This window comes from Velocimicrobium porci (assembly GCF_009696045.1).
Lineage (GTDB): Bacteria > Bacillota > Clostridia > Lachnospirales > Lachnospiraceae > Velocimicrobium > Velocimicrobium porci.
Map to the genome: position 1 here is coordinate 112,801 of NZ_VUMT01000006.1, position 26,792 is coordinate 139,592.

At 35.0% G+C, this 26,792-nt stretch carries 24 protein-coding genes; 21 read left to right on the plus strand and 3 right to left on the minus strand.

Annotated elements, in window-relative coordinates:
- Window positions 1-25: 25 nt before the first annotated feature.
- From FYJ58_RS05730 to FYJ58_RS05765, 8 genes are all read left to right on the plus strand, one after another.
- On the plus strand, window positions 26-2,059 hold the full coding sequence (locus FYJ58_RS05730) for a cell division FtsA domain-containing protein (protein WP_154518579.1): 2,034 nt from the start codon (window positions 26-28) through the stop codon (window positions 2,057-2,059).
- A gap of 20 nt (window positions 2,060-2,079) precedes the next feature.
- On the plus strand, window positions 2,080-2,877 hold the full coding sequence (locus FYJ58_RS05735) for an MBL fold metallo-hydrolase (RefSeq protein ID WP_154518582.1): 798 nt from the start codon (window positions 2,080-2,082) through the stop codon (window positions 2,875-2,877).
- A 40-nt stretch (window positions 2,878-2,917) separates the two neighbouring features.
- A complete protein-coding gene (locus FYJ58_RS05740; protein WP_154518585.1) occupies window positions 2,918-3,190 on the plus strand; it encodes an ACT domain-containing protein in 273 nt (90 codons plus the stop codon).
- Window positions 3,191-3,215: 25 nt separating this feature from the next.
- Window positions 3,216-4,580, plus strand: a complete 1,365-nt coding sequence (locus FYJ58_RS05745) for a PFL family protein (RefSeq protein ID WP_154518588.1) — start codon at window positions 3,216-3,218, stop codon at window positions 4,578-4,580.
- Window positions 4,581-4,602: 22 nt separating this feature from the next.
- On the plus strand, window positions 4,603-6,057 hold the full coding sequence (locus FYJ58_RS05750) for an aminoacyl-histidine dipeptidase (RefSeq protein WP_235912569.1): 1,455 nt from the start codon (window positions 4,603-4,605) through the stop codon (window positions 6,055-6,057).
- Window positions 6,058-6,108: 51 nt separating this feature from the next.
- On the plus strand, window positions 6,109-7,209 hold the full coding sequence (locus FYJ58_RS05755) for an LCP family protein (protein WP_205839169.1): 1,101 nt from the start codon (window positions 6,109-6,111) through the stop codon (window positions 7,207-7,209).
- The gene (locus tag FYJ58_RS05760; protein WP_154518597.1) at window positions 7,196-7,729 is read left to right on the plus strand and encodes an NUDIX hydrolase; all 534 of its coding nucleotides are present in this window, start codon (window positions 7,196-7,198) and stop codon (window positions 7,727-7,729) included. Before FYJ58_RS05755 ends, FYJ58_RS05760 begins: the two co-directional genes overlap by 14 nt.
- Before the next feature lie 164 nt (window positions 7,730-7,893).
- Window positions 7,894-8,484 (plus strand): stage II sporulation protein M, encoded by a 591-nt coding sequence (locus FYJ58_RS05765; protein WP_154518600.1) that lies wholly within the window; start codon window positions 7,894-7,896, stop codon window positions 8,482-8,484.
- A gap of 1 nt (window position 8,485) precedes the next feature.
- On the opposite strand, the gene FYJ58_RS05770 is transcribed toward FYJ58_RS05765, so the two are convergent.
- Window positions 8,486-9,514, minus strand: coding sequence for a 3-deoxy-7-phosphoheptulonate synthase (locus FYJ58_RS05770; RefSeq protein WP_154518603.1), 1,029 nt, complete (start codon window positions 9,512-9,514; stop codon window positions 8,486-8,488).
- Window positions 9,515-9,763: 249 nt separating this feature from the next.
- Between FYJ58_RS05770 and FYJ58_RS05775 the strand changes: the two genes are divergently transcribed.
- The 11 genes from FYJ58_RS05775 to FYJ58_RS05825 all read left to right on the plus strand — a co-directional run bounded on the left by FYJ58_RS05775 (window position 9,764) and on the right by FYJ58_RS05825 (window position 20,751).
- Complete coding sequence (locus tag FYJ58_RS05775; protein ID WP_154518606.1) at window positions 9,764-10,972, plus strand: LCP family protein; 1,209 nt, start codon at window positions 9,764-9,766, stop codon at window positions 10,970-10,972.
- A gap of 223 nt (window positions 10,973-11,195) precedes the next feature.
- Complete coding sequence (locus tag FYJ58_RS05780) at window positions 11,196-11,552, plus strand: Ig-like domain-containing protein (protein WP_154518609.1); 357 nt, start codon at window positions 11,196-11,198, stop codon at window positions 11,550-11,552.
- Between the two features lie 108 nt (window positions 11,553-11,660).
- The gene (locus FYJ58_RS05785; RefSeq protein ID WP_154518612.1) at window positions 11,661-12,881 is read left to right on the plus strand and encodes a D-alanyl-D-alanine carboxypeptidase family protein; all 1,221 of its coding nucleotides are present in this window, start codon (window positions 11,661-11,663) and stop codon (window positions 12,879-12,881) included.
- Window positions 12,882-12,890: 9 nt separating this feature from the next.
- Complete coding sequence (locus tag FYJ58_RS05790; RefSeq protein ID WP_154518615.1) at window positions 12,891-13,694, plus strand: metallophosphoesterase; 804 nt, start codon at window positions 12,891-12,893, stop codon at window positions 13,692-13,694.
- A gap of 106 nt (window positions 13,695-13,800) precedes the next feature.
- On the plus strand, window positions 13,801-14,376 hold the full coding sequence (locus FYJ58_RS05795; protein ID WP_154518618.1) for a hypothetical protein: 576 nt from the start codon (window positions 13,801-13,803) through the stop codon (window positions 14,374-14,376).
- A 16-nt stretch (window positions 14,377-14,392) separates the two neighbouring features.
- Window positions 14,393-15,151 (plus strand): segregation and condensation protein A, encoded by a 759-nt coding sequence (locus tag FYJ58_RS05800; RefSeq protein ID WP_154518621.1) that lies wholly within the window; start codon window positions 14,393-14,395, stop codon window positions 15,149-15,151.
- A gap of 40 nt (window positions 15,152-15,191) precedes the next feature.
- Complete coding sequence (gene scpB, locus FYJ58_RS05805; RefSeq protein WP_408647369.1) at window positions 15,192-15,737, plus strand: SMC-Scp complex subunit ScpB; 546 nt, start codon at window positions 15,192-15,194, stop codon at window positions 15,735-15,737.
- A 228-nt stretch (window positions 15,738-15,965) separates the two neighbouring features.
- Window positions 15,966-16,736: a DeoR/GlpR family DNA-binding transcription regulator gene (locus FYJ58_RS05810; protein WP_154518627.1), complete on the plus strand. Its 771-nt coding sequence runs from the start codon at window positions 15,966-15,968 to the stop codon at window positions 16,734-16,736.
- Entirely contained in the window at window positions 16,714-17,619 is a 906-nt protein-coding gene (pfkB, locus tag FYJ58_RS05815) for a 1-phosphofructokinase (RefSeq protein ID WP_154518630.1), read from the plus strand. Before FYJ58_RS05810 ends, pfkB begins: the two co-directional genes overlap by 23 nt.
- Window positions 17,620-17,647: 28 nt before the next feature.
- Window positions 17,648-19,561 carry a PTS fructose transporter subunit IIABC gene (locus FYJ58_RS05820; protein ID WP_154518633.1) on the plus strand — a complete coding sequence of 638 codons (1,914 nt, stop codon included), beginning with the start codon at window positions 17,648-17,650 and terminating at the stop codon, window positions 19,559-19,561.
- Window positions 19,562-19,656: 95 nt separating this feature from the next.
- Window positions 19,657-20,751: an amidohydrolase gene (locus FYJ58_RS05825; RefSeq protein WP_154518636.1), complete on the plus strand. Its 1,095-nt coding sequence runs from the start codon at window positions 19,657-19,659 to the stop codon at window positions 20,749-20,751.
- A gap of 83 nt (window positions 20,752-20,834) precedes the next feature.
- Here FYJ58_RS05825 and nagA read toward each other — a convergent pair whose 3' ends face one another.
- Entirely contained in the window at window positions 20,835-21,944 is a 1,110-nt protein-coding gene (gene nagA / locus FYJ58_RS05830) for an N-acetylglucosamine-6-phosphate deacetylase (protein ID WP_154518639.1), read from the minus strand.
- 53 nt (window positions 21,945-21,997) lie between these two features.
- Entirely contained in the window at window positions 21,998-22,732 is a 735-nt protein-coding gene (gene nagB, locus FYJ58_RS05835; protein ID WP_154518642.1) for a glucosamine-6-phosphate deaminase, read from the minus strand.
- A 224-nt stretch (window positions 22,733-22,956) separates the two neighbouring features.
- On the opposite strand from nagB, the gene FYJ58_RS05840 reads away from it, so the two are divergent.
- Together FYJ58_RS05840 and FYJ58_RS05845 are read left to right on the plus strand one after the other, a co-directional pair.
- Window positions 22,957-25,347 (plus strand): GH36-type glycosyl hydrolase domain-containing protein, encoded by a 2,391-nt coding sequence (locus FYJ58_RS05840; protein WP_154518645.1) that lies wholly within the window; start codon window positions 22,957-22,959, stop codon window positions 25,345-25,347.
- A 21-nt stretch (window positions 25,348-25,368) separates the two neighbouring features.
- On the plus strand, window positions 25,369-26,784 hold the full coding sequence (locus FYJ58_RS05845; RefSeq protein ID WP_154518648.1) for a phosphoglucomutase/phosphomannomutase family protein: 1,416 nt from the start codon (window positions 25,369-25,371) through the stop codon (window positions 26,782-26,784).
- The last annotated feature ends 8 nt before the right edge of the window (window positions 26,785-26,792 follow it).

The following is a 26,792-nucleotide window of genomic DNA, read 5'->3' on the forward strand; positions in this document are numbered from 1 at the left end:
TGTCAATGGACGGAGGAACGGTTAAATGGAAGGAATGAAATATCCTGATGATTTAGTTTTCGGACTTGATATAGGTACGAGGAGCATTGTAGGTACAGTTGGCTATAGAGAACACTCGAGAAAATTTAAAGTAATTGCGCATGTTGTAAAAGAACATGAAACAAGAGCGATGCTAGATGGTCAGATCCATGATATTTCTAAAGTGTCAGAAACGATTGGCTGGGTAAAAAGGGAAATTGAACAAAAAATTGGAAAACGGCTGAATGATGTATGTATCGCAGCAGCCGGTCGTGTTTTACGCACCATTCAAGTGACTGCCGAATATGAGTTTCAAGAAGAAACTGTAGTGACAGATGAGCATATTTATTCTTTAAATATGCTTGGAGTGGAGAAGGCTTATGAAATTATCCGTGAACAGACGAAAAAGTCAGCAGAAGATACAAATTTTTATTGTGTCGGTTATACAGTAATACGATACTTTATGAATGATAATTTAATCATCAATTTAGAAGGGCATAAAGCAAGCAAGATTAAAACAGAGCTTTTGGCGACATTTTTACCAAATGAAGTAATTGATGGTTTATATCGTTCTGTAGAACGGGCAGGACTTTATGTGGCAAATCTTACGTTGGAGCCAATTGCTGCAATTAATGTAGCGATTCCGGAAAAATTTAGGCTGTTGAACATTGCATTGGTAGATGTTGGTGCTGGTACATCGGATATTTGTATCACAAAAGATGGAAGTATTATTGCCTATGGAATGATTCCTTTGGCGGGTGATGAACTTACAGAATTGCTTGCCCGAGAATATCTGACAGATTTTGCAATGGCAGAAAAAATTAAGACTGCCTGCAGTGAAATGGATTCGGTCGAATTCCAGGATATCATGGGTCTTACTTATCATATAGATACAAAAGAAGTTATAGAAAAGGCAATGCCTACGATAGATACGATTACAAAAAGCATAGCAGATAAAATTATTGAATTAAATGGTGGAAAGTCAGTCAGTGCTGTATTTGTTGTAGGCGGAGGTGGAAAAATCCCGGGATTTACAGATTCTTTGGCAAAACACCTCGGTATTGTAAAAGAGCGTGTTGCGCTCCGAGGCGAAGAAGTATTAAATGATATCGAATTTGTAGATGAAGAGATAAAGAAAGACCCATTGATTGTTACGCCAATTGGAATATGTTTAAATTATTATGAGCAAAAAAATAACTTTATTTTTGTCACAGTAAATGGAGAACGAATTAAGCTTTATGATAATGATCGACTGACAATTGTAGATGCTGCAATTCAGATGGGAATTCAAAATGAGTACTTGTTCCCTAGAAGAGGCAAAGAAATAAATTTTACCGTAGATGGAAAACAGCGTTTTGTCCGTGGCAGTGTAGGAGAAGCAGCAGTTGTTACTTTAAATGGTAAGCCAGCTGGTATTAACAGTGAGATTGTATCGAATGATGTAATTGAAATTACATTTTCGACGGTGGGAGAAGATGCGTCTTGTGAGATTCGTCAGCTTCCAGAATTTAATGGAACAATCAGTTTTTATTTTAATGATAAAAAAATTGTTTGTCCTAAATTTGCCACTGTGAATGGAGAATTGGTTTCGGAGTATTATAGTATCAAAGAGGGGGATGAAATCAATATCCTTAATTACTATACACTTCAGCAAGTATTAGATTTTATGGACTTACCTTGTGAGGGAACAATCTTAGTAAATCATGTTCCAGCTTCTTTAGAAGAACATATTTATGATAATTTTTCGATTAATAGTGAGATTATGGGCAATGAGCATATGATAGATACTAGACAGGAAGTTGAAACAATAAAAGAAAAGATTGAGCATGCACCAATTGATATCACGGTAGTTGTGAATGGAAGAAATGTTGTATTATCCAATAAGCATAATTATATTTTAGTTGATGTATTAGATTTTTATCCGTTTAATACAAAAGAAGCAAAGGGGTCTAAGCTGATAACTAAAATTAATAAAGAGAAAGCGGAATTTACCAATCCGGTTCAAGAGGGTGATCAAATAGAAATATATTGGGCAGATTAATAGATAAGGAAGATGAGTAAATGAATTTATGCAGTATAGCCAGTGGAAGCAGTGGAAATTGCGTTTATGTCGGAAATGAACAGACTGGTATTTTAGTGGATGCAGGAATCAGTAAGAAACGAATTGTTGAGGGATTAAAAAAAATAGATGTGAATCCGGCAGATTTAAAAGGAATTGTAGTGACGCATGAACATTCCGATCATATTAAAGGTCTTGGTGTAATGGCAAGACAGTATGAGCTACCGATTTATGCTACAAAAGAAACGATTTATGGTATTTTACAATCCAGTTCAGTTGGAGTAATTAAAACAGAATTATTTCATCCAATTTCTCCAAATGAACCATTTTACATGGACGAAATTGAAGTCAATCCATTTTCTATTTCACATGATGCGAATAATCCGGTTTGCTATACTTTTTGCTATGAAGGTCATAAAATTGGCGTGGCAACGGATTTAGGAAAATACGATGATTATATTATAAAAAATCTTACAGGGTGTGAAATTTTATTATTAGAGGCAAACCACGACGTGAATATGTTACAGGTTGGGTCTTATCCATATTCATTAAAGCGAAGGATTCTAAGTGATAGGGGACATTTATCGAATGATACATCTGGCAAATTGCTTGGTACTTTATTACATAGCGGATTAAAATATATTTTTTTAGGTCATTTAAGTAAGGAAAACAATTATCCCGAGTTGGCTTATGAAACAGTAAAATATGAGCTGGAAAAGCAGGGACTACATGATAAGTTTGATTTCTTTATGGGAGTTGCTAAGAGAGATGAGCCATCTCAATTAGTTTCTATAGATTAAGATTAGAAGGGTTAATCAAAAAGAAAGGATAGGCATAACAATGAAAAAAACAATTATTACAGTAGTAGGAAAAGACAGCGTAGGAATCATAGCTAAAGTTTGTACTTATTTGGCAAATAATAATGTAAATATTTTAGATATTACACAGACAATTGTTCAAGGCTATTTTAATATGATGATGATTGTTGACAGCAGTCAGTCTATAAAAGAATTTAGTGTTCTTTCAGCGGAATTAGAACAGGTAGGGGAAGAGCTAGGATGCGTTGTAAAGGCACAGCATGAAGATATTTTCAACAAAATGCACAGAATCTAAAGAGAAGCAGGAAAGGGTTGTAAAAATGATTAATATTTCAGAAGTATTAGAAACGAACAATATGATTGAAAAAGAAAATTTAGATGTTCGGACAATTACAATGGGAATCAGCCTGCTAGACTGTGCTGATTCAGATTTGGATAAAGTGAACGAAAAAATTTATGATAAGATAACAACAAAGGCAAAAGATTTGTTAAAAGTTGGACAAGAAATTGAGAGAGAATATGGAATTCCAATTGTAAATAAAAGAATCTCAATTACTCCAATTTCGTTAGTTGGTGCAAATGCCTGCAAAGAACCAAAAGATTATGTATCAATTGCTAAAACTTTAGACCAGGCAGCGAAAACGGTTGGAGTTAACTTTATTGGTGGGTACTCTGCATTAGTTTCAAAAGGAATGACGAAAAGTGAAGAATACTTAATTCGTTCTATACCAGAGGCTATGTCAGTGACAGAGCGGGTATGCAGTTCTGTTAATCTTGGTTCTACAAAGACGGGAATTAATATGGATGCAGTCCGTCTTATGGGTGATATTATTTTAGATACAGCAGAGCTGACAAAAGAAAATGATTCTCTTGGTTGTGCAAAATTAGTGGTATTTTGTAATGCACCGGATGATAATCCATTTATGGCAGGAGCATTTCATGGTGTAACAGAGGCAGATTGTATTATTAATGTCGGTGTCAGCGGTCCTGGTGTAGTAAAAACTGCACTGGAAAAGGCAAAAGGTGCTGATTTTGGAACATTATGTGAAACAATCAAAAAGACGGCATTTAAGATTACAAGAGTAGGTCAGCTTGTAGCCCAGGAAGCCTCTAAGCGTTTAAATGTCCCATTTGGAATTGTTGATTTATCTCTGGCACCGACACCTGCAATTGGAGATAGTATTGCCGAAATATTTGAGGTAATGGGATTAGAAAAAGCAGGAGCACCTGGAACAACAGCGGCATTAGCATTATTGAATGATCAGGTAAAAAAAGGTGGTGTTATGGCTTCCTCTTATGTCGGAGGTCTAAGCGGAGCTTTTATTCCGGTCAGTGAAGACCAGAGCATGATTGATGCCGTTCAGGCAGGAGCATTAACGCTTGAAAAATTAGAAGCAATGACTTGTGTGTGTTCCGTAGGTCTGGATATGATTGCAATTCCGGGTGATACAAAAGCTACTACCATTTCAGGAATTATTGCGGATGAGATGGCAATTGGAATGGTAAATCAAAAAACAACAGCAGTTCGGATTATTCCGGTTATTGGAAAAAATGTTGGAGATATGGCACAGTTTGGCGGTTTATTGGGATACGCTCCAATTATGCCGGTCAACTCTTTTGACTGTGCAGAATTTGTAAATCGTGGAGGAAGAATTCCTGCACCAATTCATAGTTTTAAAAACTAATAAAAATATGGGAGGAAATGAAATGGTATTAGATGAGATTGACTATATGAATGTGTTTCATTATTTTGAGGAGATAAGTAATATTCCAAGGGGCTCTGGAAATAATCAGCCAATGAGCGATTATTTAGTTGCATTTGCACAGGAGCATGAACTTGATTATACAAGAGATGAGGCTTTAAATGTAATTATTACAAAAGAGGCAACAAAAGGGTATGAGAATTGTCCTACTATGATATTGCAAGGACATATGGATATGGTATGTGAGAAAAAATCAGATAGTGATCATGATTTTTTAACGCAGGGATTAGAACTTTGTATCGAAGATGACTATTTATTTGCGAATGGAACAACATTAGGCGGTGATGATGGAATTGCAGTTGCCTATGGATTGGCAATTTTAAGCAGTGATTCGATAGAGCATCCTAGACTTGAGGTAGTAATTACAACAGATGAAGAGGTAGGCTTAATTGGTGCTACGAACTTGGATGTTTCCAGCCTAAAAGGAAAGTACATGATTAATTTGGACTCGGAGGAAGAGGATATTTTATTGACAGGCTGTGCAGGAGGTATGCGTGCGGTTTGTAAACTTCCATTATCTTATAAAAAGATGGAGGGCAAGAAAGTATCTATTATAGTAAAGGGATTATTAGGAGGTCATTCCGGTTCGGAAATTGATAAAAATAGAGTCAATGCGGATATTTTATTAGGACGTCTGTTATTTGATTTGAGAAAACATTCTTTTGAATTGCTTTCTGTTTCAGGTGGTCTTAAAGATAATGCAATTCCAAGGGAAGCATTGGCGGAATTAGTCGTGAAAGAGGAAGATTCCTATGAATTGATTAATGAAGTGAAGTTTTTATTAGAAAAATATAAAAATGAATATCGTGTGAATGAGCCGGATTTGACAATTTTAATTCAGCAGGGGGAAGAGAAAGAATACCTTGTAATGGATGAGAAGACAAAGAAAAATGTTTTGTTTATGCTATTGCAAACACCAAATGGAATTCAGGTAATGAGTCCGAATATTAATGGACTTGTAGAAAGTTCTTTAAACCTTGGTGTTCTAAAGATGGAAGAGGGGGAAATTGAATTTTCCTACAGCGTAAGAAGCTCTTCAAGCTCATATAAATGGTTTTTAAATGATAAGTTACAAAATCTTGTTACATTTTTAGGCGGTACTTATGAGTATCATGGCGAATATCCAGGCTGGGAATATAAAAAGAATTCTAAGCTTCGTGATATTTACAGTAATGCTTATAGAGAGCTTTATGGAAAGGAAATTAAGGTTGAAACAATTCATGCGGGGTTAGAGTGTGGAATTATAGCAGAAAAAATAAAAGATTTAGATATTATTTCAGTTGGACCAAATATGTTTGATATTCATACGACAGAAGAACGATTGAGCATTTCTTCAACAAAACGTGTTTTTGATTTATTATTAAAGGTACTAAAAGATTTTGCAGAGGCAACAAAATAGCACATTTAGTTTCTTTACTTTACTAGCTGAGATATGATAGGAGTTATAGGAATGAAAAAATGGAAAAAGTTTCCGGTTTGGGCAAAAATATTATCTGTTACAGCTTTTATATTAGTAACAGCAGGAATATGTGTTGGATGTTATGCAAACTATCTTTATGGAAAGATGAAGGTTGAAAACAAAGAAGATGTAAAACTGAAAGAAGAAAAGTTTGACAAGGATAAGGATAGTAAGAAATTAGAAGAAACGGATCCAAATGAGATAAAATGGAATAAAACCGGTGAAATCAAGAGCGATAAAGAGGTTGTAAATATTCTAATTGCAGGTGAAGAAGCAGTTCATGATGACCGTGGAAGAACGGATGCTATCTTGATTGCTACTATGAATTTAAAGCAGAACTCATTGAAATTGACTTCAATATTGCGTGATACTTATGTACAGATTCCAGGCTATAGTGATAATAAAATTAATGCTGCTTATCACAATGGTGGAATGCCACTGTTAGAAGAAACAATTGAGGAAAATTTTGATATTGAAATTGATGGCTATATTTTAGTTGACTTTGATGGATTTGAATCAATTATTGATAAGCTTGGTGGAGTTTCAATTACGGTTTCTGCAGATGAAGCCAGTTATTTGAATCGTAAAAATTATATTACCGATTATCGCAATCGGAATTTATATGCAGGAACTATTAACATGAACGGTGATCAGGCATTGGGATATGCGAGAGTCCGTTATGTTGCAAATGGTGATCAGGCAGGAGATTTTGGACGTACACAAAGACATCGTATTTTATTAAGTGCTATATTTGCCCGTGTAAAGGATAAGAGTGCAACAGAATTGTTAGAAATTTTACCGGATATGCTGTCGTTAGTTACAACTAATATTTCCAGAACACAGTGTGTCGAATATATTACTTTGATAACCGGTATGAATGTTCAGGAAATAGAAACATTTCGTCTGCCGATTGAGGATTCCTACCGATTGACAAGAATTCGTACGATGTCGGTTGTTCTTCCGGAAAATATGCAGGCAAATATAGATGCACTTCATGATTTTGTATTTGGTGTTCAGGACATTGTAACACCAGAGTCAGATGCAGACAGCCAGAAAGAAGTTGGAAAGGAAGGTTCTCATGGAGAATTTTAAGCGTTTGAAAAGGGAATTAGTTCATAAAGGTGTAATTATTGATTACTATCAGGATTCAATTCAAGTTCCGAATGGAAATGTTGCAAAATGGGATTTTATACAGCATAAAGGGGCAGCAGCAATTGTTGCAGTTGGTGACGATGGAAGATTACTTATGGTTCGGCAGTATCGAAATGCAGTAGACAGGGATACGCTGGAAATTCCTGCCGGTGGTTTGAACCCAGGTGAGGATAAAATGACTTGTGCGGCAAGAGAGTTAGAGGAGGAAACCGGTTATCGTCCAATGAAAATAGAGCATTTGCTGGATATGTATACCACGGTCGCATTTTGCAATGAAAAGATAGGAATTTACTGCGGAACTGACCTTGTAAAGACAGAACAGCACTTGGATGAAGATGAAGTTATTTCTCTGGAATGGTATACATTAGATGAATTAGTTGATTTCATTTTAAATGGAACGATTCAGGATGGTAAAACAATTGCGGCAATTCTTGCGTATAAGACAAAAATAGAACAATAGGTATTTTTAAAATTTTTCCACTTAAAAGAACAAAAAATTATTGTAAAGTAAATTACTTTATGACAGTTTTTTGTTCTTTTTGATATCAGGGAAAAGATTGACAAGTAGGAATCTTTTTTGTTTTTTTTTCATAACATGAATATTGGAAATACAAGGAGGATGTTATGAAAAAAATAAATCATTTTTTAGATAAAGTCGGATTTTTGAAGTTTATTTTACTTTTATTTCTATTCGGTTTTTTTATCGGAGCGATAGGTGCCGTTATTTCAAAAAATTACTTTCATAGCGAAGTAAAATCGTTTTTTGAACAGGTTGTTTATAATTTGAGAATGTGTCAAATGGAATATGGGCAATTTTTAATTGAAGTACTAATTAAGGAATTTAGTTCTTATTTTTTGCTCTTATTATTTTGCATTTCTATTTTAGGAATACCATATATCATATGGTATTTAATCTATAAGGGTGCATTATGGGGATTTTTTGCGGGAAATGCGATTTTACAATTCGGAGCAAAAGGAATTGTAGTGGGACTTTTATATGGTTTCCCTCATTGGCTTCTTTTGATTCCGGTTATTGCAGCAACATTACATAAAGGATATTATATTAGCATAAACGGACCGAAAAAAAAGGCATTTACAGAACAAATACCATCCATTTTAATCCTAATGGTAATTTTGTTATTAGGCTGTTTATTAGAAGCCTTTGTAAATGCCAGAATATTAAAATATATTTTATTGTGGTGCAGTGCAGAATAAATTAGATATTATCTGCAATCTTATAAAGAAGTACCTCTGTATCGTTCCAGCCAAGACATCCATCGGTGATAGATTTTCCATATATATGATCGTGTACGGATTGTTTTCCCTCTTCAATATAACTTTCTATCATAATGCCTTTAACGAGATTTCGTATATCATCGTTAACTTTTCTGCTGTGCAGTACTTCTGAAACAATACGTGGCTGTTCGGAGTAGCATTTGTTTGAATTAGCATGATTCGCGTCAATAATGGTTGCAGGATAAGATAAATCTAACTCGTTATATTTTTCAAGAAGACGGATTAAATCTTCGTAATGGTAGTTTGGAATTGCAACTCCACGTTTGTTTACAGCACCTCGAAGGATTGTATGGGCAAAAGGATTGCCGTCACTTTTTACTTCCCAGCCCCGATATAGGAAAGTGTGTTTTCCTTGGGCAGCGATACAAGAGTTCATCATAACAGAAAAATCGCCACTTGTAGGATTTTTCATTCCGCATGGAATGTCAATTCCGCTGACAACCAACCGGTGTTGCTGATTTTCAACAGAACGGGCACCAATGGCTACATAGGAAAGCAAATCGTTTAGATAAGACCAATTTTCAGGATAAAGCATTTCATCAGCAGAGAATAGATGGGTTTCTTTAATTGCTCTTAAATGAAGTTTGCGGATTGCAATCAGACCTTCAAATAAATCAGGCTTTTTTTCAGGGTCTGGCTGATGAACCATACCTTTGTAGCCTTCTCCGGTTGTTCTGGGTTTGTTTGTGTAAATACGTGGAATAATAAGCAGCTTATCTGCAACCTTTTCCTGTATAACTGCAAGTCGATTGATATAATCACAAACAGAATCTTCATGGTCTGCAGAGCAGGGACCAATAATAACTAAAAATTTATCCGATTCACCGGTAAATACTTTTTTGATTTCTAAATCTCTTTTTTCTTTTAATTTTTTATGTTTTTCTGGTAAAGGGTATTGGGAGATCAATTCTTCCGGTGACATTGCTTCTCTTAAAAAATGTAAACTCATAATATGTAAACTCCTTATTTTAACTGCTCTTATTCTATACTGAAAATTTGACCCTGTCAAATGGTTTCAACGTGTTCGGTTGCTTAAGGTCATCATTTTGAATAAAAGTTTTACAAAAAAATTGTGATTTTGAACAAAGTGTTACAAAATTTTTAAAAAATTTAAGAAAAATGACAATTGACTAATGTTCATAATGATGGTAAAGTGTTTAAGTATTATTTGGTCTGCTTATGAAAAGAGGATGAATGAATGAGCCAATATGATAAGAATAATTTTCAGACGGATAATTTGTTAAAGGAGATTAATGATAATCTTGGAAGACAGATTGCAAATGAGCTGGACAAAGAAAATCAAAGCGAAGAAACGACTATGGAGGTATTAGATTCAAAAAAGAAGAAATGGTCTAAGAAAAAAATTGCAGGAACCGTAGCCGGTGTGTTTGTTGCTATGATTCTTTGTGTTGCACTGGCAGGAAATTATTTTATGAATCGAATCAATTATGAGAGCGATTCTGATGTAAAAGCGAAAGTAGATAAAGATGGTGTTGCCATTGACTGGGACGCAAGTAATGCAAATGATGTAGTTCCATGTAATGATAAAGTTGTTAATATTTTACTAATTGGAGAAGAGAAGATTCATGATACGACGCGTGGTCGCTCGGATTCTATTATGGTAGCGACAATTAATCAAGAAACAAAGAAGTTAATCTTAACTTCCTTTATGAGAGATTGTTACGTAATGATACCTGGTTATAAAGAAGGAAAGTTAAATACGTCTTATAATGTAGGAGGAGGTCCTTTGCTTTTAAATACAATTGAGCAAAACTTCCAGATTCACATTGATGGCTATGTTAGAGTTGATTTTGAAGCTTTTGAAACAATTGTCGATAAGTTAGGCGGTGTTGAAATAGAATTAACGGATAATGAAGCCAGATATTTAAATCGAACAAACTATATATCAGACCCAAATAATCGAAATGTAGTAGCAGGTGTACAGACTTTAAATGGTAATCAGGCATTGGGTTATACTCGTGTACGAAAGGTTGCAGGTATTAATGGAGAACATGATGATTTTGCAAGAACAAATCGTCAGAGAATTGTATTAAATGCAATTTTTGAGAAATATAAGTCGAAAGGTCTTGTGGAATTAGTTGGAATTGCCAACGATTTATTACCGTATATTACAACAAATATAAGCAAGACTGATCTTTTAAGCTATCTTGCTACTGTAGTTTCCCTTGGCACAACAAAATTGGACACATTTCGTGTTCCTATGAATAATTGTTATCATGGAGAGAAGAATAGTGCCGGTGATGTACTGATTGTAGATTACCCAACCGTCAACCAGGCTTTACAGGAAGAGTTATATGGTACCGTGAGTGCTAGTACAACAACAGATTCAAATAGTACAGCAGATACTGCTACTGGAAATTCTGGTGTGCAAAATGGAAGCAATTGATAAGTTTCGTAAGAAATGAAAAAGACAAGTATCTTAGAAAATAAGGACAGATGCTTGCCTTTTTTTTAATTCATAGGAAGTTACGTCCTATGAATTAAAAAGCCCTCTGTATTTTTTTACAGAATAAGAAGCGTAGAATCTTTTTTTAGATTGAATAAAATACCAATAAGGATTGAAAAAGAAAGGGGAAAGAAATTGGCAGTATTGCAGGCCGGCTTGTGATATGAATAGGAATAGAATGGGAAAACGAGGTTGTATTTATAAGTATTTTATTTTAATATTATGCTTCTGTGTATTTATAAAGTGGATTCTTCCATATACTCGATTCGGTTATTATAGTCCGGTGTATGAAGATATGTTTTGTCGTCTTAATAAAACACAGCTTGTAATGAAGGCTGGTGAAAGAAAAAAAATCAGAGTGATTGGAGTGAATCAAAGGGCTGTATTTTTTAGCACGGATTTCAAGGTTGCCGAAGTGGATTTTGGAGGAAACGTATATGCACATAAAAATGGTACTGCAATTATTGTTGTTAAAACCAATACAAAGCAATTAAAATGTAAAGTAAAAGTGGTTTCTTGAATAAATATGTTACTTGGAGGATTATTTAATAAGAATGGATTTCATTTGTCATATTGTATATAATAAAGATAATATAATAGAAATAACATCTTTCATCTGGAGAGTCAAATGAAACGGACAAAATGGTTTTCGAAACGGCAGATAAGCAGTTTGTTAGTAATAGTACTTACGATTTCTTCCATAGGGATGCATCCGGTTACAGTAAGAGCAGAGGGAGAGGTTGAGCTTGAATCTCCATCGGCTGTGTTAATGGAAGCTTCTACAGGCAAAATTATATACAATAAAGAAGGCGATAAGGAAAAACCACTTGCCAGTGTGACAAAGATAATGACAATGCTTTTAATATTTGAAGCGATTGAGGCGGGAAAGTTAAAATTAGAGGATAAAGTAAGCGTAAGCGAGCATGCTGCTTCCATGGGAGGTTCTCAAGTATTTTTAGAGCCGGGAGAAACACAGGACGTAAATACAATGTTAAAGTGTATTAGCATAGCAAGTGCAAATGATGCGAGCGTTGCAATGGCTGAAAAAGTAGCGGGTTCAGAAGAAGAATTTGTAAAGCGAATGAATAAGAAAGCAAAGCAATTGGGAATGAAACATACCCATTTTTTGAATTGCTGTGGTTTAGATGATGATATTGAGTCGGGACATTATTCAACTGCTCATGATATTGCAATTATGTCCAGAGAGCTGATTTCAAGATTTCCACAAGTAAGTGATTATGCAACAGTCTGGATGGATACGATTACACATGTAACAAGAAAGGGAGAGAGCGAATTCGGTCTGACAAATACAAACAAGTTAATTCGGACATATGATGGAATTACAGGTTTAAAAACAGGAAGTACAAGTAAAGCAAAATTTTGTTTGTCTGCAACTGCAAGCAGAAATGGAATGGATATGATTGCTGTTATTATGGCAGCACCGAATCCTAAAACTAGATTTTCAGAGGCAGCAAAGCTATTAGATTATGGATTTGCAAATTGTTCTCTCTATAAAGAGAAAAAGAACGCTTTGAAAATAAAATCAGTTCCAGTTGAAAAAGGAACAACGGAAATGACAGAAGTTTACATTGAAAAGCCATTTTCCTATGTCTGTATTATGGGAGAGGATAAATCATCAATTAAAAAGAATGTTGTAATAAAAAAGAAGATTGTTGCCCCAGTGAAAAAAGGAGATAAAATTGGAGAAATCCAGTATAAAATGAAAGGAAAACCAATCGGAATTGTTCCTATTTTCGCTAAAAATAACGTAAAAAAAGCAAAATATAAAGATTATCTGATGCGAGTAACAAAAGAATTTTTTATGAAGGAAGACAAAGGTAAGGAGTAATGAACTACAATGAGAAAAATAAAATTGGAACCATATAGCATTTATTCTGAAAAAATTCCTAAAAGTTTTGATGGATGTAAAATAGCATTTCTAACTGATTTACATAATAATCTTTATGGAGAAAAAAATCAGTATTTAATTGAGAAAATAAATAGCATGAATCCGGATTATATTATGATAACCGGTGACATGATAGTTGGAAGCAAAGATTGTGATACCAAAGTTGCAATGGAATTATTGGAACGGCTGGCAAAAGAATGGAAGGTTTTTTATAGTCTAGGTAATCACGAGCAAAAAATTCAACAATATCCGGAAACTCGTGATACGGTTTATCATTCTTATTTTGCACATTTAAAAGAACTTGGAATTATTGTTTTGGATAATCAGACATTTGAATTAAAAAGAGGAAATGAGTCTATTTTTATAACAGGACTTACAATTGACTTTTTTTATTATGGGAAAATATGGAAAAGACTTCATATGAATCAGGCGTATTTGGAAAAACAGATTGGTAAGAAGAAAAAGGATAAATATCAGATTTTGTTAGCCCATAACCCGGCTTATTTTGATTGTTATGCAGATTGGGGAGCTGATCTTACACTGTCAGGACATGTCCATGGAGGAATCATGATTCTTCCAAAGTTAGGCGGAGTTATTGCACCATCGTATCAATTGTTTCCGACTTATGATTTTGGTCTGTTTGAAAAAGGAGAGCATAAAATGGTTTTGTCTAGGGGACTTGGAACACATACGATTCATTTGCGTATTCATAACAGACCGGAGCTTTCCTGCATAACATTAAAAACGAAATAAAAAAAACTTGCGAAAAAACGAAAGTATTAGTAAAATAGACTGGTGAATAGAAAAAGCCTTGTAAATTGGCTGATTTATTAATTTACAGCAAGAAAGGGCGAAAAATTTGAAAGAACAATTACTTTCTTTGGTGGCAGTCTTACTGGCTTCTTGTGTTGTTATGATACTCCATGAATTGCCGAAAATGATAATTCATCATAAAAATAAAAATATTTTCTCTTATATTGATCCGGTTGGATTAATTTTTTGTGTTACTTCTTATTGTGGTTTTTCAAAGCCTTATATTTATTTGGGAAAGGAAAAAGAGATAAGCAGACGGTCAGGGATAGTTGGTCTTTGCAGTTTGTTTTTTATTTTTATTGGATCAATTTTGCTGGCAAAATACGGACTGAAGCCATTAACAAATCGGATGAATTTAGAAACATTAGAGGGAACGATACTTGTCTTTTGCTATTTTTTTATTCAATCCATTGCAATTATTAGTTCCGGCATGTTTGTTACAAACTTATTTCCATTAGCAGTGTTGGACATGGGACAAATAATACGTGGCAAGTCGGATCATATGTATTTTTCCATTTTAAAAAGTGATTCTATTATTAAGATGATTTATTTTGTTGTAGTCCTGCTAGGATTAATTAAATCATTTGGGGTGCAGACTGTAATGTACCTGTTGGGAAGTTAGGAGGACAGAGAAGACAATGGGAATTCCAATTAAGTTAGAGGTATTTGAGGGACCATTAGATTTGTTGCTACACTTAATTGATAAAAATAAAGTAAATATTTACGATATTCCAATTGTAATGATTACAGAACAATATATGGAATATATCTCGGCAATGGAAACAAAAGATATGGATGTAATGAGTGAATTCTTAGTTATGGCTGCTACTTTAGTTAATATTAAATCAAAGATGCTTTTGCCAAGAGAAGAGGTTGAACCAGAAGAGGAAGAAGATCCAAGAAAAGAGCTTGTGGAACGACTGTTAGAATATAAGATGTATAAATATATGTCATATGAATTAAAAGACAGGCAGATTGACGCATCAAAGATTATTTTTAAGGAACCAACTATTCCCAAAGAGGTGAAAAATTTTAAAGAGGAAGTTAATTTGGAAGATTTACTTTCTGATTTAACATTAAATAAACTACAATCCATTTTTAAGTCAGTTATGAAGAAGCAGGTCGATAAAATTGACCCAATTCGAAGCAATTTTGGCAGAATTGAGAAAGAAGAAGTCAACCAAGAAGAAAAAATGGAATTTATTGAGCAATTTGCGAGAAAGCATCGCAATTTTAGCTTTCGTGAAATGTTGGAAGAGCAGAGTTCTAAAATGGAGGTAATTGTTACATTCCTTGGAATTTTAGAATTGATGAAGTTGGGAAAGTTGAAAATTCTTCAGGAAAATATTTTTGATGATATTTTAATTACATATATCGATGAGGAAACAAAGGAATAGGGGAATGAATGTGGAATTACAACTAAAAAAAGTTGAAGCGATGATAGAAGCAATTTTATTTACAATGGGAGAAGCCGTTGAATTAGAACGGATTGCGGCAGCAGTTGAGCATGATGTTGATACAACAAGAAAAATTATTCGAAACATGATGGACCGATATGAAGCAGAGGAAAGAGGAATTCAGATAATTGAGTTGGATGGTGCATTTCAGATGTGCACAAAAGCTCAAATGTACGAAGCGATTGTCAAAATTGCTCATGTTCCGAAAAAACATGTACTTACGGATGTGTTGTTAGAAACGCTTTCGATTATTGCTTATAAACAGCCAATTACTAAGATAGAAATTGAAGCAATTCGTGGTGTCAAATCCGATCATGCAGTAAACAAATTGGTTGAGTATAATTTAGCATGTGAAGTCGGGCGTCTGGATGCACCGGGACGACCAATTTTATTTGGAACGACCGAAGAATTTTTACGTTATTTTGGAATTCATTCTTTAGAAGATCTTCCGATTTTAAATCCAGAGAAGGTAGAGGATTTTAAAAATGAAGCGGAAGAAGAAGTCCAGCTTACATTAGATATTTAATCAATATGATTGAATTCGGCAATTTCGGTCATTTTATGTCTGACTATAAAAAAAGATAGGTAAAATAAAAAATAAGCGGATATTTTGTGCAATATGTATAAAATATCCGCTTATTTTTGTAAATGAATTTGATTAAAAATGATTTACAATGACTGAAAATGGTGATAATATAAAGATATAATCAAAAAACAATCAAAAACAATTAAATTCGTTCAAGGAGGTGGAATTATGTTGCTTGAAGAACGACTAAACCAAATTATGAATTTACTAGAAGAAAAAAGTACGGTGACTGTGCAGGAATTGACTAAATTATTAGATTCATCAGAATCTACCATTCGAAGAGATTTGACTTTACTTGACAGTCAGGGAAAATTAAAAAAGGTTCATGGTGGTGCAACAACAATAAGTGGCTTATATAGTACAAAAGACGAAGACATTGCATTTAGAAAAACGTTAAATAAGGAAGAAAAAAAAGAAATTGTTAAGTATGCAGCAACTTTAATCCGCCCGAATGATTTTGTATATATTGATGCAGGAACTACAACAGAAATGCTGATTGATTATATTACAGAAAAACAGGCAGTTTATGTCACAAATGCAATCAGTCATGCAAAAAAGTTAGTAGAACGAGGCTGTAAGGCACATATCGTTGGTGGAGAATTTAAGCTTGCAACAGAGGCAATTGTTGGAAATGAAACGGTAATCGAACTGGAAAAGTATCATTTTACAATTGGATTTTTTGGTACGAATGGTATTGATATTAAAAATGGATTTAGTACGCCGGATATTCGGGAAGCGATGGTAAAGAAGAAATCAATGGAACAATGTATGGAGTGTTATATACTGGCAGATTCTAAGAAATTTAACCAGACATCAGCAGTTACGTTTGCACCGTTTGAGAGTGCTACTATTTTAACGACAGAACTAAAAGATGAGGCATATAAGCAGTATGAAAATATCATGGAGGTGAAAAAGGATGATTTACACCGTAACATTTAATCCAAGCTTAGACTATATTGTTACAGTAAAAGAGTTTTGTATGGGAATGGTAAACAGAACAGAACGTGAGCTTATCTATCCGGGCGGAAAAGGAATTAATGTTTCCTTAGTACTAAAAAATCTGGGAGTGGAAAGCACGGCACTTGGTTTTATTGCCGGATTTACCGGAGTAGAGATTGAGCGGTCTTTAAAAGAATTGGGATGTCTTACGGATTTTATTAAAACGAAAGATGGAATGTCTAGAATTAATATAAAGCTTCGGTCAAAAGAAGAAACGGAAATCAATGGGCGGGGACCGGAGATATCAAAAGAAGAGCTTTCTTTACTTTATAAGAAATTAGATAAGTTAAATAACGATGATATTCTTGTTTTGGCAGGAAGTATTCCAGCTTCTATGCCTGCTTCTTCTTATGAAGACATTATGAAATATTTGGAGAAAAAGGAGGTTAAAATTGTAGTAGATGCGACGAAGGACTTACTCGTAAATGTATTAAAGTATCACCCGTTTTTAATTAAACCAAATAATCATGAGCTAGAAGAAATTTTTCATGAGGAAGTAAAAACAAAAGAAGATGTAAAACGTATGGCAAAACAATTACAGGAACTGGGAGCCATCAATGTTCTTGTTTCCATGGCTGGTGATGGAGCAGTATTATTATCGGAAGACGGAATTTTTTATGAAAGTCTGGCACCAAAAGGAACGGTTATGAATTCGGTTGGGGCCGGAGATTCTATGGTAGCCGGATTTTTAACCGGGTATTTAAAAGAAAACGATTATAAAAAGGCATTTTATATGGGAATTGCAACTGGGAGCGCCAGTGCGTTTTCAGAAAAATTAGCAACAAAAGATGAGGTAGTATCTTTATTAAAACAGCTTTCATGAAACGATTATAGAAGAAGGAGGATGCACTATGAAAATTACAGACTTGCTTGTTAGAGATGGGATTCGCTTAAATGTCAACGTATCTTCAAAGGCAGAAGCAATTAATCAATTGGTTGATTTGATGGAGATGACAGGAAGCTTAAAGGACAAAGAAGCTTATAAAGCTCAAGTATTAAAGCGGGAAGAAGAAGGAACAACCGGAATAGGAGAAGGAATTGCGATTCCTCATGGAAAATGTGATGCAGTTATAAAACCGGCACTTGCTGCTATGGTTATTCCTAAAGGTGTAGATTATGACTCACTAGATGGCGAGCCGGTTCATCTTGCATTTTTGATTGCAGCACCAAATACAGAAGATAATATTCATCTAGATGTATTAAGCCGGTTATCTGTTTTACTCATGGACGAAGAATTTACAAAACAATTAAAACAGGCAAAAACACCAGATGAATTTTTGCAAATTATTGATAAAACAGAGAAGGAACGAATGAAAAAACAGGAAGGAAAAGAAGAGAAAAAGCAAGAAAGGAATTGTAAAATTCTTGCGGTGACTGCTTGCCCTACCGGTATTGCACATACATATATGGCAGCGGAAGCATTAGAAAAGAAAGCAGTTAGTATGGGACATTCGATTAAGGTGGAAACAAGAGGTTCAGGTGGTGTAAAAAATGTAGTAACAGATCGAGAAATTGCAGAAGCGGATTGCATTATTGTATGTGCTGATACGAATGTGCCGATGGAACGCTTTGATGGAAAAAAGGTAATTCAAAGAAAGGTATCAGATGGTATTCATAAGGCAGAAGAATTAATCTTACTTGCTGAGAGTGGAGAAGTTGAGGAATACCATGCAAAAAATGGGAAAAAGGAAGAGGCTCATTTATCGACAGGAACGGATAAGGATAGTATCGGACATACGATTTATAAACATTTGATGAGTGGTGTTTCGCATATGCTTCCATTTGTAGTAGGCGGTGGTATTTTAATTGCACTTGCATTTTTAATTGATAGTATGTCAGTTGATCTTGCCTCATTGGATCCAGAAACTAGAAGTCAATTTGGAACGATTACACCTACAGCTGCATTGCTAAAGGGGATTGGAGGTACAGCGTTTCAATTTATGTTGCCAATTTTGGCGGGATTTATAGCAATGAGTATTGGAGACAGACCGGGGCTTTTACTTGGAATTGTTGGCGGTGCAATTGCATCTGAGGGAAAATCTGGATTTTTAGGAGCCTTGATTGCCGGATTTTTGGCAGGCTATGTTATCGTACTTTTGAAAAAAGCATTTGACAAATTACCGGAAAGCCTTGAAGGAATTAAGCCAGTTTTGTTATATCCATTCTTTGGAGTTCTTATCATGGGACTTTCTATGAAATTTTTAATTGAACCTCCAATTGGTGCATTAAACCAAGCCTTAACAAATGGATTAAACAGTATGAGTGGAACGAGTAGTATTTTATTAGGGTTTATTTTAGCCGGAATGATGGCGGTTGACCTTGGCGGTCCGGTAAATAAGGCGGCATACGTATTTGGAACTGCAGCAATCGCTTCTGGTAATTACAATGTTATGGCTGCTGTTATGATAGGTGGTATGGTTCCGCCATGTGCAATTGCTTTAGCAACGTTATTATTTAAAGATAAGTTTACGGCAGAGGAGAGAAAATCTGGACCTACAAACTTTGTTATGGGACTTTCTTTTATTTCGGAAGGTGCAATACCATTTGCGGCAGCTGACCCATTGCATGTAATCCCTGCATTGATTGGCGGCTCTGCAGTGTCAGGAGCATTATCAATGGCATTTCAGTGTGAACTTATGGCACCTCATGGCGGAATTTTTGTATTCCCGGTTGTTACAAATTCAATGATGTATTTCGTGAGTTTAGTAGTTGGAACGATAATCAGTGCGATATTGTTAGGTGTATTAAAGAAAAAAGTAAACTAGAAAAATTCAAAATTGATTTTTTCATCTCTTTGTTCTAAGATAATATTGGTAGAGAAAAGAGGACAGTTGAATTACCATAGGAAAGGGATGGAACAATGACACAAGAGAATTTAGAAAAGCTGTATCAATTGAGAAAAGAGCTTCATGCCCATGCGGAAGGGGCTGGAAAGGAAGTAAGAACCCAGGAAATTTTAAAGAAATTTATTCGCTCCAATACTTCTCTAAAAATTGTGGAAGAGGGAAAATGGTTTTATTGTATTTACGAAGGAAGGAAAGAGGCGAAGGAAAAAACGAGGATTGCCTTCCGCGCTGATATGGATGGAGTATCTTCACCTGATGGAAGCGTTGCCCATCGATGTGGACACGATGGACATAGTACAGTATTAGCAGGTCTTGCACTGGAATTAGAAGAAAAAAAGCCAGAACGGGATGTAATTTTATTATTTCAACATGGCGAAGAAACCGGGGAAGGTGCAAGAGAGTGTAAAAAGACTTTAAAAGATACAAATACAGATGAAATCTATGGTTTTCATAATATTCCGGGGTATCCGGTCGGAAGCGTGCTGATTAGAGAAGAAACATTTGCCTGTGCATCGAAAGGAATGATTATCCATTTAACAGGAAAGCCATCCCATGCTGCTTATCCGGAGGCTGGAATTAATCCTGCTTTTGTAATTGGTGAGTTAATTACAAGTCTTCCTGACCTATTAGAACAAAAACATTATAAAGGTATGGTATTATGTACTGTTATTAAGATATTGGTTGGTGATGAGGCATTTGGAGTATCTGCCAGTGAAGGAGAAATATTACTTACAATTCGTGCTCATTACGAGGAAGATTTAGAAAAATTGCAAGATAAAATGGAACGGTTTGTTAAGGAACATGCACAAAAAAGCGGATTAGAATATTCTTTTGCTTACAGTGAGGAATTCCCAGAAACAAGAAATTATTCTACATGCGTAGAAACAATTAAGAAAGTTTCGGATAAATTAGGGCTTTTAAGTGTATATCCGGAAGAACCATTCCGTTGGTCTGAAGATTTTGGGCATTATCTAAAAGATACAAAAGGTGCATTTTTTGGAATTGGAGATGGAGAAACTTATACTCAGCTTCATACAGAAACATATGAGTTCCCAGATGAGATTATAAAGACAGCAGTTTCAATGTTTTATGGTATTATAGAAGAGTAGAAAAAGAAAAATAGACATTTTATGAATACAATGTTATTGATTTTGATTCATAAAGTGTCTATTTTATTTAAAAATGATAAATTTTAACGAAGTTTTTTACCTTTTAAGATAACAGAAATTACGTTGAAATCTTTATCTAATAAAACAGCATTTCCGATTTTTCCTTCTGTAATACTTCCATAATGTTCGTAAATGCCAATTTCTTTTGCAGGATTTTCTGTTACGCATTGGATTGCGTGCTGGGCTGGAATACCGAATTCAATTGCCTTTCTCATGCAGTTCATTAGATTGGTTGCGGAGCCAGCAATGGTTCCGTCTGCCAGAGTGGCTAAAGAGCCCTTTACGTGAACTGCCTGACCGCCAAGTGAATAATCGCCGTCTTCCAATCCGGTTGCCATCATACTGTCACTAATTAAAATAATTTGTTTTTCAGTAAATAATCCGAATGCAGAGCGAATCATAGATGGGTGAATATGGATACCGTCACAGATTAATTCTACCATTGCATGATTGTCATAGGCAGCTCCGACAACACCGGGAGCACGGTGATTAAATGGATTCATAGCATTAAATAAATGAGTTACATGAGAGGCACCATTTAAAAATGCAGCGTTAGCCTGGTCATAATCGCAGGCGGTATGTGCGATAGAGAGAGTCACTTCGTCTTTTACTTCTTTTATAAAATCAATTGCACCTTCTATTTCTGGAGCAATCGATACCAATTTTATTTTATTTCCCGATAAATGATTCATTTTTCTAAAATGTTCGATTTCGGGTTTATGTAAATACAAAGCATTTTGAGCACCTTTTTTGGCTTCGGAAAGATAAGGTCCTTCCATATTGATTCCAACTAAGTCAGCACCGGTTTCACTTTCGTATTGATTGGCACATTCAAATATTTTTGTCAGGCTGTCATCGCCCAGTGTCATTGTTGCAGGACAAATGGCAGTGACTCCCTCTGACGCTTCATATTCTGCCATTGCTTTTACTGCTTCTGTTGTACCATCACAAAAATCATATCCGACACAGCCATGAAAATGAATGTCAATCAGACCTGGAATAACGTAAAGATTCTGGGCATCAATCACAGTAGAATCGGAAGTTTCTTTTGCAAAAAGACCATTTTCAATGAAGATGTCTTTTTGTTCAAATGTGTGTTGTTCTGTATATACAAGTCCATTTTTTATTATCATGAGAAATACAGTCCTTCCATTTATATATATGAATTGATAGTGTTAATACCATTCTATTCTAAAGTTAATAAAGAAGCGGCTTCTTCATCAGCCACAATTGTTACATCCGGATGAAATTGTAAAATAGAAGCTGGTACAAATGGCGTAACTGGTCCTTCTATTACTTTTTTGAGGATTTCTGCTTTTCCTTTACCGTTAACAACAACTAATACTTTTTTTGCGCTCATAATTTGTCCGATTCCCATTGTATAAGCATAACGAGGTACGTCTTCTATTTTTTCAAAGAAACGGGCATTGGCATCAATTGTGCTTTGGGTTAATGTAACACAATGTGTTAATTTATCAAATGTATCACAAGGTTCATTAAATCCAATATGCCCATTATTGCCAAGACCTAATAACTGCAAATCAATACCACCCATTGATTCAATAACATGATTATATCGGTCACATTCTTTCTTTGCATCTTCTTCTGTTCCATCGGGAATATTTGTTTTTGTTAAATCAATATTAATATGTTTGAATAAGTTTTCATTCATAAAATAGTAATAGCTTTGGTCGTTTTCTTTTGTAAGACCTTTATATTCGTCTAAATTAACAGTGCGAACGTCAGAAAAATCAAGATCGCCTTTTTGATACCATTCGATTAGTTTTTTATATGTACCGATTGGAGTAGAGCCTGTAGCAAGTCCAAGCACAGAATCCGGTTTTAAAATCACTTGTGCTGATATAATATTTGCAGCTTTTCTACTCATGTCATCATAGTCTTTTGTTTGAATAAGTTTCATTATAATATCCTCCTCAATGATTGCTTTGTTTTTTTCCTTGTGAGATTTTATTCAATTGCTATTATATAATTCTTTAGTATCTATGTAAATGCTATTTCAATAAATGACAAGTTTATGCAAAGAAAAGGCAAGTTTGTGCAAATATTAACATAGTTAACAATATTATTCTATGGCTTGTAACTATATAATGAAAGTAACAGAAGACATAGGAGGTAATAAGATAAATGCAATATGGGTATTTTGATAACGACAACAGGGAGTATGTAATTGAACGAGTAGATTTGCCAACGTCTTGGACGAATTATTTAGGCTTAAAGGATATGTGTGTAGTAGTGAACCATACAGCAGGAGGATATATGTTTTATAAGTCACCGGAATATCATAGGGTGACAAGATTTCGTGCAAATGCGGTTCCAATGGACAGACCGGGTCATTATGTGTATATCCGTGATGATGAAACAAAGGATTATTGGAGCGTTTCGTGGCAACCGGTTGGGAAACCTCTTGATGAGGCAAATTATGAGTGTCGCCATGGTCTTTCCTATACAAAATATTCTTGTGACTATAATAAAATTAAAGCAGAACAGACTTTATCCGTTCCTCTAAATGATGCTGTTGAACTTTGGGATGTTAAGATTAAAAATGAAGATGATAAAGTTCGTAATTTGAGTGTGTACTCCTATTGTGAATTTTCTTTCCACCATATTGACATGGATAATCGTAATTTTCAGATGAGTTTGTATGCAGCAGGTTCCTCTTATGAAGATGGAATTATTGAACATGATTTATTTTATGAAGAGTTTGGCTATCAATATTTTACATCAAATTTTGAACCGGATGGATATGATTGTTTAAGAGATAAGTTCATTGGATTATATCATACAGAAGATAATCCAATTGGAGTAGAAAAGGGCGAATTGAGTAGTTCTTTTGAAAAAGGCGGCAATCATTGTGGTGCTTTGCAAAAGAAAATAACGTTACAGCCGAATGAAGAGATAAGATTGATTTTTATGCTTGGTGAAGGCGACCGTAAAACTGGTGCATGCATGAGAGAAAAGTATTCTGACATGAAAAAAGTGGACTCTGTTTATGAAGAATTGAGAGAATATTGGGATGAGAAGTTAGGAAAATTACAGATTCAGACTCCAAATGATGGTATGAATACGATGATTAATATATGGAATTTGTATCAGTCGGAAATCAATATAATGTTCTCACGTTTTGCTTCTTTTATTGAAGTTGGCGGAAGAACAGGGCTAGGGTATCGAGATACGGCACAGGATTCCATGACTGTTCCACATTCAAATCCAGAAAAATGTAAGCAGAGAATTGTTGAATTATTGAAGGGACTTGTTTCAAAGGGATATGGTCTTCATTTATTTCAACCAGAATGGTTTGAAGAGGATACAGATGTAAAACCATTTAAGTCACCTACAGTTGTACCAACTCCTAATGCCAGTGATATGATACACGGTTTAGAAGATGCCTGCTCTGACGATGCACTATGGCTTGTAAGTTCAATCGTGGAATACATAAAAGAAACAGGAGAGTATGATTTTGTTGATCAGGTAATTCGCTATGCAGATAAAGGGGAAGGTACTGTTTACGAACATATGAAGCGAATTTTAGATTTCTCAAATGAAATGGTTGGTGCAACGGGAGTTTGCAAAGGACTTAGAGCAGACTGGAATGATTGCCTGAATCTTGGCGGTGGAGAAAGTGCTATGGTTTCATTCCTTCATTACTGGGCTTTGGATAATTTCTTGCAGTTAGCTTCTTATCTGGAACGAGAAGAGGATGTAGAAAAATATACGAAAATGAAGGAACATGTAAAAGAAGTTTGTGACAATGAGTTATGGGATGAAGAATGGTTCATTCGTGGAATAACGAAAAATGGAAAAAAAATTGGAACAAAAGCTGATAAAGAAGGAAAGATTCATTTAGAATCAAATGCCTGGGCAGTTTTATCGGGTGCAGCTTCCTATGAAAAGGGAGTGAAAGCGATGGATTCCGTTGATAACTATCTATTTACACCTTATGGTATTATGTTAAACGGACCTTCTTATACAATTCCAGATGATGATATTGGTTTTGTGACCAGAGTGTACCCTGGTGTAAAAGAAAATGGTGCAATTTTTAGTCATCCGAATCCATGGGCATGGGCGGCAGAGTGTAAGCTTGGCAGAGGAGATAAGGCGATGAAGTTTTACAATGCTTTGTGTCCATACTATCAAAATGACATGATTGAGATCAGAGAGGCTGAGCCTTATTCTTATTGCCAGTTTGTTATGGGAAAAGACCATACCGCATTTGGACGTGCAAGACATCCATTTATGACCGGAACAGGTGGCTGGGCATATTTTTCGGCAACACGCTATATGCTTGGAATACGACCACAGCTTGACTATTTAGAAATTGATCCATGTATCCCTTCGGACTGGAAAGAATTTTCTGTGGAACGAGAATGGCGAGGTGCAAAATACATGATTCATGTTTCGAATCCAAATGGCGTGATGAAGGGAGTAAAGGATATTTTCTTAAATGATACGCCTGTAAAAGAAATCCCTGTTATGGCAGCAGGAAGTGTAAATCAGGTAGAAGTAACGATGGGATAAGCAAAAAGGAGGAAACCCAGAATGATACAATTTGGAACAGGTGGCTGGAGAGCAGTAATCGGTGATGAATTTACGAAAGAGAACATACAGCTATTAGCAAAAGCACTTTCCAATAAAATGAAAGATGAAGAAGTGGAAGAAAAAGGAATGGTAATTGGGTATGACAGACGTTTTCTTTCAAAAGAAGCGATGCAATGGGCAGGGCGTGTCTTTGCAGCAGAAGGAATTAAAACATATTTAATTAATCGTTCTTCTCCTACTCCATTGATTATGTTTTATGTAATGAAACATGAGTTCCCATATGGTATGATGGTGACAGCAAGTCATAATCCTGCAATTTATAATGGGATTAAAGTGTTTACAGAAGGTGGAAGAGATGCAGATGAATTTCAGACAAAAGCATTAGAGGAATATATTTCGCATGTAAAAAAAGAAGATGTAAGAGAAATGGAATACGAAGAAGCATTGAAAAATGGCATGATCGTAGAAATTAACCCATTAAATGAATACCTTGATAATATTATTAGTGCAGTTGACATGAAGGCAATTCGTGACAGAGGGTTAAAAGTAGCATTAGACCCAATGTATGGGGTAAGTGAAACTTCTTTAAAAACCATTTTATTGACAGCCCGTTGCGAGGTTGAAACAATTCATGACCGTCATGATACTTTATTTGGTGGGAAACTACCAGCACCGTCTGCACATACGTTAAGAGCATTACAAAATCATGTAATTGACAAACGATGTGATATAGGAATTGCTACAGATGGAGATGCCGACAGAATCGGTGTAATTGATGATACCGGTCGTTTCTTACATCCAAACGATATTCTTGTTCTATTATATTATTATCTTGTGAAATATAAAGGATGGCATGGTCCGGTTGTTAGAAATATTGCAACAACTCATATGCTTGACAAAGTAGCAGAACGATTTGGAGAGAAATGTTATGAGGTTCCGGTCGGTTTTAAATATATATCAGCTAAAATGCAGGAAACGGATGCAGTAATCGGTGGAGAGTCTTCTGGTGGTCTTACTGTCCGTGGACATATTAAAGGAAAGGATGGGATTTATGCCGCTTCCTTATTAGTAGAAATGATTGCAGTGACTGGAAAAAAATTATCGGAAATTGCAAAAGAAATTGAAACAGAATGTGGTTCAATTTATATGGAAGAAAGGGATTATAAATTCAACCAAGAGAAAAAAGAACAAATTTATCAAATATTAATGTTAGATAAAGAATTACCAGAGTTAAATTTTGATATTGACAAGATTTCTTATTTAGACGGTTGTAAAGTGTACTTTAAAAATGGCGGATGGATTATTGCAAGGTTTTCAGGGACAGAACCATTGCTTCGAATTTTCTGTGAGATGCCAAATCCTGAAGATGCAAAACAGCTTTGTAATTTGTATGAAGAATTTCTAAAATTGAAATAATAAAAAAA